The organism is Bradyrhizobium sp. 159 (genome assembly GCF_023073795.1).
Classification (GTDB): domain Bacteria; phylum Pseudomonadota; class Alphaproteobacteria; order Rhizobiales; family Xanthobacteraceae; genus Bradyrhizobium.
In genome coordinates this window covers 41076-54281 of sequence record NZ_JADPKE010000085.1, presented here as the reverse complement: position 1 = coordinate 54281, position 13206 = coordinate 41076, and the positions used below count along the sequence as shown (strand labels likewise).

Sequence of the window (13206 nt, the reverse complement as noted above, 5' to 3'; positions counted from 1 at the left end):
TCCTACGGAACCAGGTACTCAATAATTATTGCTGATTGAGACAGCACCGATCACACCGAGCCCCGCCTGCGTCGATTTGGCCGGCCTTTAACCTCGCACGTTAACTCACTGTCAACATGTTTGACCAACGATTCCCGCCCGGGAGAGACGGCCATGAGAAGCTCATCCGACCGCAAAGGCCTGTCGTCGATCTATCTGCGCGCCAGCGAGACCTCGGGCACGCACCTTGCGCATTGGCCGCCGCCCCTGCGCGGCAAGGAGAACAAGCCGCTTTTCATCAAGCATCCCGAAGGCGAGCCGGCCAAGCGCGCCAAGCCGCGCGGCTGGCGCCTGACCCGCGCCATCTTCTCCGAATTTGCCGACGACGAATAGCCTCGCTCACTTCTCCGGCTTCTTTTCGGGAGTCTTGCCGCCGGTCTTCATCTCGCGATAACGCACCGCGCCCCCTTCCCGGATGGTCTGCTGGTTGCGCTCCAGCGCCATCGCATCGTCGGGCACATCGCGGGTGATCACCGAGCCGGAGCCGATATAGGCGCCGTTGCCGATTTTCACGGGCGCGACCAGCGAGGAGTTGGTGCCGACGAAGGCGCCCTGCCCGATCACCGTCTTGTGCTTCCCAAAGCCGTCATAGTTGCAGGTGATGGTGCCGGCGCCGATGTTGGACTTGGCGCCGACGATCGCATCACCGATGTAGGCGAGATGATTGGCTTTCGCTCCCGCCTCGAGAGTCGCGGCCTTGGTCTCCACGAAGTTGCCGATTTTGGCGCCTTCGCCGAGCGAGCTGCCCGGCCTCATGCGCGCGAACGGACCGACAGACGCGTTCTTGCCAATCGAACTCTGCACGATGTGCGAGAAGGAATGGATCACCGCGCCGTCGGCAATCGAGATGCTCGGGCCGATTACCACGAACGGCTCGATGGTGACGTCCTTGCCGAATACGGTGTCGGCGGACAGGTACACCGTCTCCGGCGCGATCAGCGTGACGCCGGCCTCCATCGCCGCTTTGCGTAAGCGCGCCTGCATCACGCCTTCCGCTTCGGCGAGCTGCGCCTTGGTGTTGATGCCGCGCACCTCGTCTTCACTGGTCTCGATCACCACGGACTCCCATCCCTTGTCGCGGACGATGCCGATTGCGTCCGTCAGATAATATTCGCTCTTGGAATTGGCATTGCCGACCTGCCCGAGGATTTCGAGCGCGCGGCGACCGTCGATCGCCATCACGCCGGCGTTGCAGAGATCAATCTTGCGCTCCGCTTCGCTGGCGTCGGGCTGTTCGCGGATCGCGACCAGGCGGTCGCCCTCGACGATGAAGCGGCCATAGCCGGTGGGATCGGCGGCGCGAAAACCGAGCGCGGCGATGGCCGCGCCCCTGGCGAGCGGTTCGCGCAGCCGTGCGAAGGTTTCGGCCGAGATCAGCGGCGTGTCGCCGAACGCGATCAAGAGATCGTCCACCCCCCGCGCGATCGCCTCGCGGGCCGCCAGCACCGCATGCGCGGTGCCGAGCCGGTCGGCTTGCACGAAGGTGAGTGCGTCGGGGCGGCTGCGCCTCGCCTCCTCCGCGACGGCCTGGTGATCGGGACCGATCACGACGGCGAGCGATGTGCCGGTTCCCTTTGGTGCGGCGGCGAGCACATGGGCGAGCAGCGTCTGATGCGCGACGGGATGCAGCACCTTCGGCAGGCTCGATTGCATGCGCGTGCCTTCGCCGGCGGCGAGCACGATCGTAAGGCTGGAACGGGCGGTCATCGGAATCCTGTCAGATACGGCCGGATCAATGGTGCGGCGGACGGCAGGCCGCCCAGATGCTCTCGCCTTGCTACCCCCGCAAACGCCCGGAATTCAAGTGCGGCACGCTTTTCCTGTTAATGTTCCCTGATTGATTCGGGGAAGCCAGACAGGGCTGGGCACTTAACGTTCATGGCAAAGGATTCCGACCCACTGGCGGATGCCTTCGACACCAAGGAGACCGGCGGGCTGTTCTCCGGACTTTTGGCCGAGGAAAGCGCGTTCGACCGCCGCATGATGTGGCGGCTGGGCTCGTGGGGCGTCGCGGCCGTCGGGGCCGTCGTCATCGCGGTGGTGGCCAACCAGGCCCATATTGGCTGGCGCCGTGACCAAATCGCCTCCGCTGACCTCGCACGCCAGGCCGACCGGCTCCAAATGCTGACCAAGGACAGCCAGAACGAGGCACGCCGCCTCGCCGCCGCCATCGAGACGCTGAACAGCGACCGCGACCGGCTCTATTCACGCGTCACGGTGCTCGAGCAGGGTCTCGATTCCGTCACCGGTGCCATCGCCAAGCAGAAAGCCACGCCGCCGCAAGGCGCCAAGCCGCAGGATGTCGCGCCAGCGACCGCAGCTCCCAGCGTCGCGCCGGTAGTCTCGACGCCAGCTCCGGCGAGCGAGAAGCCGCGCACCGAAGCCGCCAAGGATACCCAGAAGGATACCCAGAAGGATACGCCGAAGGAGACTGCGAAGGAGCCGTCGAGCCCGCCGCCGCAGACGGCGGCCGCCGCTTCGCTCGTGCAGCAGTCACCGGCCATGACTTCGGCGCTGCCGACCATTCCGCTGGTGCCGTCCAAGTCGATCATGGCGCCGCCGGATACAGCCGCGTCGAAACTGATTCAACCTGAGGCAGCCGAGAAGGCCGCCGAGAAGAAGCCCGAGCCGGCTCCTACTCCAACCGAGGTCGTCGCGACAGCAACGAAGCCCCCGGAAGCAGCCGAGACCGAAGCGCCCGCGATCGCAGTCCAGCAGACGCGCTTTGCCATCGACCTCGGCGGTGCCAACTCGATCGATGGCCTGCGCACGCTCTGGCGCGGCGTGACCAAATCCCATCCGGAAGTTGGAGCGTTGCGGCCGATCATCATGATCAAGGAGGGCGCCGCGGGCCTCGGCATGCAGCTCCGTTTGGGTGCCGGGCCCCTGATCAACGCCGCCGCCGCCGCAAAACTGTGCGCCGGCCTGACCGAGAACGACCGCCACTGCGAGACCACCGTGTTCGACGGCCAGCGCCTATCGATGCGCGGCGGTCAAGAGAGGGCTCAAGAAAAGGGGCCGGAGAAGACTCAAGACAGGGTTCAAGACAAGAACGCCGAGAAGAGCCAAGAGGCGGTGCCGCAGGCCGAGAGCGCCTCGGCGCCCGCGCCAATTGCAAAGCCGGACAAGCGCCGGCGCAACTATTCCTCGAAACGCTCGAAGCGCGAGGAGCCGCCGCCTGCACCCCCACCTGCGGCGCAGCCCGCGCCGCCGAAGCCGGAGGCGGCGTCAACGTCTGCAGGATCGACGCTGTCCTCGTTCTTCAGGCGATAGGCGCCAAAACATTCGCGGGCGCTTTGTCGGGGGCGGCGCGCGGACTCGCCGCAAGATCAGCGATGAAATCCGGCGTTGCGCGCGCATGCGACCATCGGACGCTTGGACCTGAGACGCTCTTTCGCAGCAAGTTCGCGCTCGTCCAACGCCGCTTCAGGAGTCGCCCATCCGAAACTCGCGTGCTTTGATGAACTGGATGACGTGCTGAGGCTTCTCGTCGCGGCGGGAACAGGTCTGCTGATCGGCATTGACCGCGATATGAACGACAAGCCGATGGGAATGCGGACCCTGGCGCTGGGCCCTCGGCTCCGCGTTAAGGGGCTGCTCGCATTGGCCGAGAAATACGAGCGCCGTCCCTCAGAACAGAGCCGAAAGGCGCAAAATTGACCTTGATGGATCTCCGCGCAGGCAATCACTATTCGATGCGCGCCTTTTCCTTCAGATCGCGAATACGCATCTCCGCTTCATCCTTGGACTGTACGACCTCGGACCAATCGTCGACCCGCGCTTCCTTGCTCAGCCTCTTGAGCTCTTTCAGCTGCTCCTGGGTTGGCTTGTCCATGCTCACTCCTCGAAGACATCATGCGTTAGGCGTCACAACATCAGAACCAGCCCGCCCCTCTTGTGTTCCTGGGGGATGCGGTCAGCAGAAACTTCGCCTGCCCTGTTGCCTGCCGGTGCCATCCCGACCATATTGCCGCCATGACAAAAAAGCCCTTCCGCCTCACGCCCTACCAGGTGCAGTTCCTGATCGTCGTCGGCTTCGCCTCCGTCGGCTATGCGCTTTATCTGCGCTACCTCGCGATCGAACTGTCGCAAGTCGCGCTCGCCTGCGATGCCGGCCTTCAGACGCTGCTCTGCAAGGCGCGCTCGGTCTCGACGGTGCTGTTCAAGAATTCGGTGTTCGGGATCGTCGCGCTGGTGGTTGCGACGCTGAACCTGATGCGGCCGTCGATCGTGCTGCTCACCGTCGGCGTCATCGCCGCCGGCCTCGGCATCGTGCTCTACAATGTCGTGCTGTCGGGCCTTGCGATTGGCCTGTTCATTCTTGGATTTGCTCGGCCCGCGCCCGCCACAGCGTGAGCGCGAACAAGAGGTAGATCGCGCAGGTCCACAGCGACTGCCAATTGTCGCGGCCCTCGTTGAACAGCACATAGACGGCCGACAGCGCCAGCAGGCCCGCGAACACCGCCTCCGCGATCGGACGCTGGCCGATCTGCGGCCGGTTCAGCATCAGCAGCGCAAATGGCACCACGGCCATCGTCAGCGCGGCGTAGGGAAAATCCTTGTAGCGCGGGTCGAACACGAAGCCGAGCGCGGTCTGCGCCGCGATCACCGCGGCCACGGCCAGCGTCAGGCCGAGCACGGCGGTGAGCTTGGACCATTTCCGGCCCTCGCGCGGGCCGAGCAGATCGAGGAAGGTGGGAAGGCTGCGGCCGATCACCATCGCCTGCGCGCAGAAGATCGGCGACAGGATGCCGGCGAGGAGCAGCGCGCCCCAGAGCAGCCAGCCGCCGATGCCGTAGCTCTCGTAATACATCTTATCGGCGCCGATGCCGAGCAGGATGCCCGCCGTCGTCGCCGAGATGCCGACGCCGAGCCAGGCCGAGAAGCGCGGCGTCCACGGCCGCCGGCGCAGCGTGAGACCGGCAACCGCGAACACCAGCACGCTGAGGCCCATGCCCGCGCCCATGTACCATTTCCAGTACGGGAAATTGCTGATCGGCTCGCCCGGCGGATACTTCAGGCCGCGGCGCACCGAATCATACAGGCCCCAATAGCCACCGACGGTGCCTTCCAGCTTGCGCTTCCACGGCTGGTCGTAGGACTCGATCAGGTTGACACGGAACTTCTGTGCCTTCGCAAGGCTCAGGATCTCGGAAACCACCCGCGCCTGGTTGGTGCGCGACGGCAGCGCGCCGTCGCGCATACGTCCCTCGCTCGGCCAGCCGGTTTCGCCGATCAGGATCTCCTTGCCCGGAAACGCCACCGCCATGCGTTCGCGGATCGACTCGACATGGGCGCTGGCGAATTTCGCCTTCACCGGGAAATCCTCCCAATAGGGCAGGATGTGGATCGTGACGAAGTCGACGGCGTCATAGACCTCGCGATTCTTCAGCCAGTACTCCCAGACGTCCGCATAGGTGACGGGCACGCTAACCTGCGCCTTGACCGAGCGGATGATGGAGACGAGGTCCGCCGTCGTCATCTCGCCGCGAAGCAGCACCTCGTTGCCAACGATGACCGTGGTGATGATGGAAGGAAATTCCTTGGTGAGGCGAACCGCGAGCGCGGCCTGCTCGAAATTCTTGGTGCGGTTGCTGGAGAGCCAGATGCCCTGGAGCACTTTCAGGCCGCCGACCTTGGCGGCGATCGCCGGCACCTGGTCGAGCCCGTTCTCCATCGAATAGGTGCGGACGCAGTCAGTGATCTCCTTGAGCTGGCGCAGGTCCTGCTCGATCTGGTCCGCCTCGATATGGGTCCACGTCTCCAGCGGCGACTGCTCGCCGCGGAACGGCGCGTAGGAGACGCATTGGACCTTCTCGGCGGGATCGATCGGCGCGCGCGCGAGCGTGATTGGCGTCGCCAACCACCACCACACGGCAGCAATCGCACCCAGTGAAACGAGCAGAAGCGCCAGTGGCGTACGAAGAGAAATCGGTTCCGTCCTCCGCGAAGGGTCCGTCGATTACCTGCTTGCACGCCGTCTGCCAAGGGGGTGCGCCCGGGTGTGGATCCGCTGCTCCCAGGAATCTGGCTGCGGCCGTTCGACCGGGGCCTAGGATTGTGACTTTGCTGGACAAAATTCCAAATACAGGTCATGGACTCGGAAAGACTTTTCCGCCGCATTGGAGACCCATTTGGACGCCATCACCGACGCGTCTGCGGGATCCTGACGCGGACGACCAGCAGATACATTGGGGAATTCATGCGGCAACGGGTGTTCGAGTTACGAAATGCGGTCCTGCGGCAGTTCGCCGCCACCTTGGCCGTCTCCTCCCTTCTCGTTCTCGCCGGCCTCGGTGGCGCCTCCGCCCAGAGCGGCACGCCCGCCCCCGACCAGAAGGCCGCGGCCCAGCCCGCGGACGCGGCCAAGGACGCTGCCCAGAACCAGCGCCGCACCGACGAATTCGCGGAAGCGGCCCAGGTCATCAACGGCCCCGCCGGCAATCCCGAATGCGTCTGGCTTGGCCGGCGCGTGGTGCGGCTGATGTGGCGGGATGATCTCGATACTGCATTCCGCCATCTCGACCTCTACGACCGTTTCGGCTGCCCCGGCGGCCACATCCAGGCTGCGTTCCGCTGCCTGACCCGCTTCGGCGGGCAAATCGATCCCAAGGTCGCCGAGACCCTGGATAGCCGCGTGCACGCTTGCTGGATCAACCCGGCGTCCCAGCCGCAGCAGGCGGCGGCGAGCGCCTCGCAAACCCCAGCGCCGACGCCGGGCAATGCGCAGGCCGCCCAGCCAGCCGCAAGCCCCTCGCCTGCGGCAAGCCCGACGCCCGCGCCCCAGAAATAGCCAAGCGTCGTTTCAGCTGTCGTTCAGGAACGATCGGCCAAGACACGGTTGGCACTGCCGCGCGTCGTTCGAAAAAGGCCATGCCCTCATAAGGACATGAGGCCATGACAGTTGTGAAACCGCGCAGCAGAGGTATGCTCCCTTTGCCGCGGACTCGGTCGGATCTCGGGGTCGGATCCGCTTCCCTGCCACCTCAGCCCCTTTTGGTTAGCCGCGATGCGCGTTGTCGCCGCCGTTCTGTTGCTTGTGTCTGCGCTCCATGCGGGACTGTGGGGAGTCCTCCGCGACAAGGAACCCGCGCCCGATTTCAAGGGCTTGGTGCCGAGTCTGTCCTATACGCCGTTCGAACCGGGACACGTCGTCGACATCAACGTCGACCCCGACAAGATTCGCGCGGACATGAAGAAGCTCTCGACCCTCACGCGAGCGATCCGGTCCTACACCGCGACGGAGGGCAGCGAGCTGGTGCCGCCGATCGCCGCCGAGTTCGGCCTCAAGGTCACCGTAGGCGCCTGGATCGACAAGGACGAGGATCGCAACGAGCGGGAGATCAAGGCCGCCATCGAGCTCGCCCGCAAGAACAGCAACGTGATCGGCATCGTGGTCGGCAACGAGGTGATCTTCCGCGGCGAGCAGAAGGTCGAGGACCTCATCGAGAAGATCAAGAAGGTCAAGAGCGCGGTCCGCGTTCCCGTCACCACCGGCGAGATCTGGAACATCTGGCGCGATTTTCCGGACCTCGCCTCCAGCGTCGACTTCATCGCCGCTCACGTGCTGCCCTATTGGGAAAACTTCCGCTCTGACCAGGCTGTGGATCAGGCGGTCGATCGTTACGAACTTCTGCGCAAGTTGTTTCCCGGCAAGCGCATCGTGATTGCCGAGTTCGGCTGGCCGAGCGCGGGCTACAACTTGCGCAATGCCGACCCCGGTCCATTCAAGCAGGCCCTGACCTTACGCAATTTCGTCAGCCGCGCCGAAGCGATGGGCATGGACTACAACATCGTCGAAGCCATCGATCGGCCCTGGAAGTTCTACGAAGGCGGCGTCGGTCCCTATTGGGGCATCCTCAACGCCAGCGGCGAGCCGAAATTCGCCTGGACCGGTCCGGTCGAGAACCCCGATTATTGGAAGCTGATGGGCATCGCGCTGCTGGTCGGCACCCTCTTGTCGCTGCCGATCCTGCGCATCGAGAAAGCGACCGCCAAGCAGGCCTTCCTGCTGTCGGCGGCAGCCAACGGCGTCGGCGCCTGGGCCGCCACGGTGTTCGCGTTCTGGAACAGCCATTACTTCGTCTTCGGCTCGGCCTTCGCGCTGACGCTGGGCATGATCCTGCTCGTTCCGCTCGTCCTCATCGCGATGGCGCGTATTGACGAGATCGCGGCCGTCGCGTTCGGCCGGCGTCCGCAGCGGCTGCTCACCAAGAGCAAGCCGGTCGAGAACGTGCCCGAGAATTACTACCCGAAAGTCTCGATCCACATCCCCGCTTATTTCGAGCCGGTCGAGATGCTCAAGCAGACGCTGGATGCGCTGTCGCGGCTGAACTATCCGAACTACGAATGCGTCGTCATCATCAACAACACGCCGGATCCCGCCTTCTGGCAGCCGATCCAGGATCATTGCCGCGCGCTCGGTGAACGCTTCAAGTTCATCAATGCCGAGAAGGTGCAGGGCTTCAAGGCCGGCGCGCTGCGCATCGCGATGGACCGCACCGCGGCGGATGCCGAGATCATCGGCATCCTCGATGCCGACTATGTCGTCGATCCCGACTGGCTGAAGGACCTCGTGCCGGCTTTCGCCGATCCGCGCGTCGGCCTCGTGCAGGCGCCGCAGGAGCATCGTGACGGCAACCTGTCGATCATGCACTACATCATGAACGGCGAATATGCCGGCTTCTTCGACATCGGCATGGTCCAGCGCAACGAAGCCAACGCCATCATCGTGCACGGCACGATGTGCCTGATCCGCCGCGCCGCGATGGACATGGCGGGGGGCTGGTCGTCAGATACGATCTGCGAGGATTCCGATCTCGGCCTGGCGATCCAGGAGCTCGGCTGGACCACCCACTACACCAACCATCGCTACGGCCAGGGCCTGCTTCCCGACACCTACGAAGCCTTCAAGAAGCAGCGTCACCGCTGGGCCTATGGCGGCCTCCAGATCGTCAAGAAGCACTGGCGCTTCTTCCTGCCCGGCAGGAGCCGGCTTACGCCCGACCAGAAGCGCGAATATGGCCTCGGCTGGCTGAACTGGCTTGGCGCAGAAAGCCTCGGCGTGGTCGTGGCGCTGCTCAATCTTGTCTGGGTGCCGATCGTCGCCTTTGCCGACATCGCCATCCCCGACAAGATCCTGACGCTGCCGATCATCGGCGCCTTCATTGTCTCGCTGGCGCACTTCCTGTCGATGTACCGCGCCCGCGTCGCGATCAAGCCTGGCCAGATGCTGGGCGCCATGATCGCGGCGATGAGCGTGCAATGGACGGTGTCGCGTGCGGTCGCGCAGGGCCTCATCACCGAGCACATCGCGTTCGCCCGCACCTCGAAAGGCGGCCTGTCGCGGATGTCGATCGAGTTCCAGGCGTTCTGGGAGGCCGTGATCGGCACTCTGCTGGTGATCGGCGCCGGCGTCCTGATCGCCTCGAACAGTTTTAGGCAGATCACCGAGATCTACATCTTCGCCGGCGTCCTTGTGCTCCAGAGCCTGCCGTTCCTCGCCGCGGTCGCGATTGCCATCCTCGAACTCAGCCGCATCAACTCGTTCCAATTCTGGCGCGACAGCGCGATCCGCACCGCCGAGCTGATCGGCCTGCGCCCAGTGGCGCTGCCCCACCCGGGCGGCACGCCGCAACCGGTGCCGAGCGAGGTCCGGCGGGAGGCGAACTGACGGATGGCAGGCCATCCTCGCTTTCGGCGTGGATGATGGCCCGCCAATCAGGTTGAAATTCCTGACCTAACCAACGGAAGCAGCGCACGAATTGCCGCTCCTGCCGCGATCTTCGGCAGCCATCCGCACTATTGACCTCCGCAGCCACTCCCCCTACACAGCGCGGGCCGACAGCATGATCCGGAAACAGCCGGTTTTCCCCGCAACGCAAGTAGAGCGCGGCGGCAAGACATGCTTCTCGAAATGACCGAACACGATGGCGATCTCTTTCAAGCCATCAGCGGCCATGGGAGCGCGTAGCTCAGCCGGTAGAGCACGTGACTTTTAATCACGGGGTCCTGGGTTCGAGCCCCAGCGCGCTCACCAAGCAAAAACAATCACTTACGACCATATTCGGCCTCTCAGGTTGAGAGACTTTTTGCTGTCTGCACACAATGTGCACACTCGGCAGGTGCAACAATGACAGCGGAAATTTTCGTTGTTGTCGGGCTCGCCATTTTTTGGGGCTCGATCGTTGCTCGCCTCGCGCTGAGGATAGCGCCCGACAGCAAGAAGCCGATGCCGTTGTCCACACCCACCACAGAAAGTGGTTAGCTCACCTTTCGAAACGCTACCGTTCGACGATTTGACTCTCGCGAGCAGTGCGTTTGGATGCGCAATGCCTCACCCAAAACGCCACACGCCTACTCACTCAGACGGCAGGCCACTGAAGATCACCTTCGGTGCAATGCGCGCGATGGGTGTTCGCGGCGTGTTGGCCTATTGCCATTGCGGGCGTCACGTTGCTTTGGATGCGGATCGTTGGGCTGATGAGGTGCGACTGTCTGATATCGAAGCGCGGTTCGTCTGTCAGGGGGTGCGGAAGCCGCGGCGCCGACGTCCAGCCCGACTTTGAGGGAGGCAATCCCCGGCTCGCGATCCGGGGGCGTCGCGTCGATTCCTGAGGAACAAGGCCGCCATATGGAGCTTGAGAGTCTTGCCGGCTCCCTGCCGAGCTGGCGGAGCGGCCCCGGCCTACCCCAAAAGCCCCCTGAAGCCGGGGCCGATTCTCCAGTAGTAAGCCTATGCGTCGCCCTTGATCGTGCGCCGCGTGTCAGGCGAAACAGGCGGCCAACTGAGGCGGCCTTACTTATTTTCGCCGACTACACGAAGGCGCGGACTCGCTAGCTTTCCGGGAGAAACGCAAACTGGCGAGATCTCGCGGTCCTGGCGCTGAGCGCGCTTGCAATTAGGGCAGACAAAGAGGTGAGCGAGTATCGACGGCGGATTGTCTCGCACCAACTCGGATCGAAACCACCTCATGCCGATCTGGCAATTAGGGCAGATCGGAGCCTCAAACTGCCCCCGCGCGTGCTTTAGCCGGTCCATGCTTGCCCCCTCTGTTTGGGAAAGACTAGCAAGGCACGTTGGTCAGCAAAGTATCAAACGATACAGAACTCAAAATGAGGCCCCTGCGAAATCAAACCGGGCCAGTAATGTCGGAAACAGGCCAGTGCCAGAAACGAGAACAAAGCGGCCCCCGAACCGGCGGGCCACTGAGGCGGCTTAATGCGGAGCCTTGTATTCTCGGTTAAGCAGCTCCAGTCGTCGTTCGAGCTCTTCTTTCTTCGCCACTAGCCGCTTCGCGAGAATATCATTGACGACCGTGTGCAGTTGCCACAGTTCTTCGAGAGACATGCTTTCAAACGGCTTCCGCTCCATGAATCACCCGACCCACGCGTTCCCATAGCTTGGGCTTAGAAGCGGGAGCCTGGCAATTCTGTGTAGGTTGAGAGGAAAGGTTATCTACAGGTGCGGCCTCGGGCCACCTTCTTGAAAGCCGACCGGCTCGCCCTCAACCGAAAGCGCCGCAACTCAGCGTGCGCCAGTCGATTCCGCAGGTTAGCCAATTCGGCCATCTGACCTTCGAGAAATGCAAATCGCTTCTGCAGTGAAATGGCGCGATGGAAAACAACTTGATCAAAGGTACTCATCATCCCTCAACCCATTAAAATAATTTAAAATACGCGAGATATCGTGCCAGAATAATCACTGCGTTTAATGGTGACTAGTGTGCACAAACTAAAAAGATGTCCGCCAGCGTGAACCCGGCGGGCCGCCAACTGAGGCGGCCTAATCGTCCCAGTCCCCGCACTGGCATTTGAAAACGCGGACGTAGCTGGAGGTTTCGAGGCGCCAAAGCCGCTCCACAAGCCGGGTCGGCTGCTTGCACTTGGGGCACCTGACGTCGGCAGGCTGAGCGGCGGTCATAGGCGCATCCCGTCTACCGAGATTGACTCCCAATGCGCGGTGGGCGCGCTGAAGTCGCCATTTCCCTAAACATTCCCAGCAGTCGGGGGTCAAGGAGTGACTGCAGTGACCAAATGAGACCATTCTTGACCTTGCCACTTATTCCCGCCTATTCCCGCGACGAAACCATTTTTCAGCGCCGCGAAGCCATCCAGAAACAAACCCGGCCTAGCCTCTCCCAATGGACCAATGGGGATTCGGCTATGTCAGCTTTCATCAATGCCTTGTCTCGTAAAGCGCGCACGCTGGTGATCGTAAATTCCTTCGCCGGCGCGACTCTTCTGTTCGCCATGGCAGCTCCGCATCCCGTCTCAAGTGGTGCACTTGGTAGCGAGTGGCACTGCAGCACGGCAGCGTTTGTTTTAACGACGTGCCGTCAGACCCCGAGTCACGCGGAAGCTCCGGCGGGCCTCTTGGCACAAGCATTGCTCATATTCGGATGACTGGGATTGCTGGACCCAGTTTGAAACAGGGCGCCGCCGGGACAATGTATTTCGAGCCCGGCGGCGTATCTTTTTGAGACTACCGCCCGCCTAAGCGCAGGGAAGATCCCGCAGAGAGACCACATTCGCGGGTAGTGGCGCGGCTGGTTCCTGCATCAGGAAGGTCTCTACCAGCTCTTGCACCGCCTGAAGCACCAGCCGAGCGTTATCAACGTTTTCCGGCACCTAGCTTGCCAGGCCGACTGCTTGCCGGCGGTGCCACGCCTCCATGCTGGTTTCATGCCATCACCGTCCCGGTCCAATCCCGCATACCAATCTGCTCTAGCAAACCCTCCCAGTCAGCAATCCCGGACTCGGTAGGGTCTTCCTCCAGGTCGGTGCTACCGCCGCCCGCCCATTGCTCTTGGCTGTGGTGGTGGTCGAGGCTTCCAAGGGACGTCCTCGTCATCCCCCTCGCTGACCTCCAATTCGTCGGTATCGCAGGGCCCATCATCAACCCCTTGCTCAAGCTCGGTCACGACATAGGGATCGGAGGCGTCCAGGAAGGCGATCAACCGTTCGATCTCGGCGGATGCCTCTTTCCTGAGTCTGGCGATGTCGCTGAGGGCCCTTGCGCGCTCCCGCTGTTGGATAGCGAGACCGGACAAAATCGCACGGGTGGACTCCGGATCAAATTCTCTGACGTTTCGAAGATGGTTGCTTTGATCGAGGGCTTTCCAAGGCCCACATCTCGCGGGTCAGCCGCGGAGGACGAGCATCCCT

At 63.1% G+C, this 13206-nt stretch carries 10 protein-coding genes and 1 tRNA gene; 8 read left to right on the top strand and 3 right to left on the bottom strand.

All coding sequences use genetic code 11. The features are described from left to right. Positions 1 to 153: 153 nt before the first annotated feature. Complete coding sequence (locus IVA96_RS23440) at positions 154 to 372, top strand: hypothetical protein (protein WP_247419452.1); 219 nt, start codon at positions 154 to 156, stop codon at positions 370 to 372. Positions 373 to 378: 6 nt separating this feature from the next. Here IVA96_RS23440 and glmU read toward each other — a convergent pair whose 3' ends face one another. After that, positions 379 to 1746 carry a bifunctional UDP-N-acetylglucosamine diphosphorylase/glucosamine-1-phosphate N-acetyltransferase GlmU gene (gene glmU / locus IVA96_RS23435; RefSeq protein ID WP_247419449.1) on the bottom strand — a complete coding sequence of 456 codons (1368 nt, stop codon included), beginning with the start codon at positions 1744 to 1746 and terminating at the stop codon, positions 379 to 381. Positions 1747 to 1917: 171 nt separating this feature from the next. On the opposite strand from glmU, the gene IVA96_RS23430 reads away from it, so the two are divergent. Next, positions 1918 to 3312, top strand: coding sequence for a hypothetical protein (locus IVA96_RS23430; RefSeq protein WP_247419446.1), 1395 nt, complete (start codon positions 1918 to 1920; stop codon positions 3310 to 3312). A gap of 75 nt (positions 3313 to 3387) precedes the next feature. Next, entirely contained in the window at positions 3388 to 3699 is a 312-nt protein-coding gene (locus tag IVA96_RS23425) for an MgtC/SapB family protein (protein WP_247419443.1), read from the top strand. Positions 3700 to 3727: 28 nt separating this feature from the next. Here the strand turns inward: IVA96_RS23425 and IVA96_RS23420 are convergent, their stop codons facing one another. Further along, positions 3728 to 3874 (bottom strand): hypothetical protein, encoded by a 147-nt coding sequence (locus IVA96_RS23420; RefSeq protein WP_247275668.1) that lies wholly within the window; start codon positions 3872 to 3874, stop codon positions 3728 to 3730. A 140-nt stretch (positions 3875 to 4014) separates the two neighbouring features. On the opposite strand from IVA96_RS23420, the gene IVA96_RS23415 reads away from it, so the two are divergent. Beyond that, a complete protein-coding gene (locus IVA96_RS23415; RefSeq protein ID WP_247275669.1) occupies positions 4015 to 4395 on the top strand; it encodes a hypothetical protein in 381 nt (126 codons plus the stop codon). Here the strand turns inward: IVA96_RS23415 and IVA96_RS23410 are convergent. Further along, positions 4355 to 5914, bottom strand: coding sequence for a beta-(1-6) glucans synthase (locus IVA96_RS23410; protein ID WP_247275670.1), 1560 nt, complete (start codon positions 5912 to 5914; stop codon positions 4355 to 4357). The two genes, IVA96_RS23415 and IVA96_RS23410, sit on opposite strands and share 41 nt — an antisense overlap. A gap of 327 nt (positions 5915 to 6241) precedes the next feature. Here IVA96_RS23410 and IVA96_RS23405 point away from each other — a divergent pair, with 327 nt between their 5' ends. The 4 genes from IVA96_RS23405 to IVA96_RS23385 all read left to right on the top strand — a co-directional run bounded on the left by IVA96_RS23405 (position 6242) and on the right by IVA96_RS23385 (position 12444). Then, the gene (locus IVA96_RS23405; protein ID WP_247275671.1) at positions 6242 to 6832 is read left to right on the top strand and encodes a beta-1-3, beta-1-6-glucan biosynthesis protein; all 591 of its coding nucleotides are present in this window, start codon (positions 6242 to 6244) and stop codon (positions 6830 to 6832) included. A 216-nt stretch (positions 6833 to 7048) separates the two neighbouring features. Beyond that, the gene (locus IVA96_RS23400) at positions 7049 to 9712 is read left to right on the top strand and encodes a glycosyltransferase (RefSeq protein ID WP_247275672.1); all 2664 of its coding nucleotides are present in this window, start codon (positions 7049 to 7051) and stop codon (positions 9710 to 9712) included. Between the two features lie 290 nt (positions 9713 to 10002). Then, a tRNA-Lys gene (locus IVA96_RS23395) sits at positions 10003 to 10078 on the top strand. A 2009-nt stretch (positions 10079 to 12087) separates the two neighbouring features. Next, positions 12088 to 12444 carry a hypothetical protein gene (locus tag IVA96_RS23385; protein ID WP_247279869.1) on the top strand — a complete coding sequence of 119 codons (357 nt, stop codon included), beginning with the start codon at positions 12088 to 12090 and terminating at the stop codon, positions 12442 to 12444. Positions 12445 to 13206: the final 762 nt, after the last annotated feature.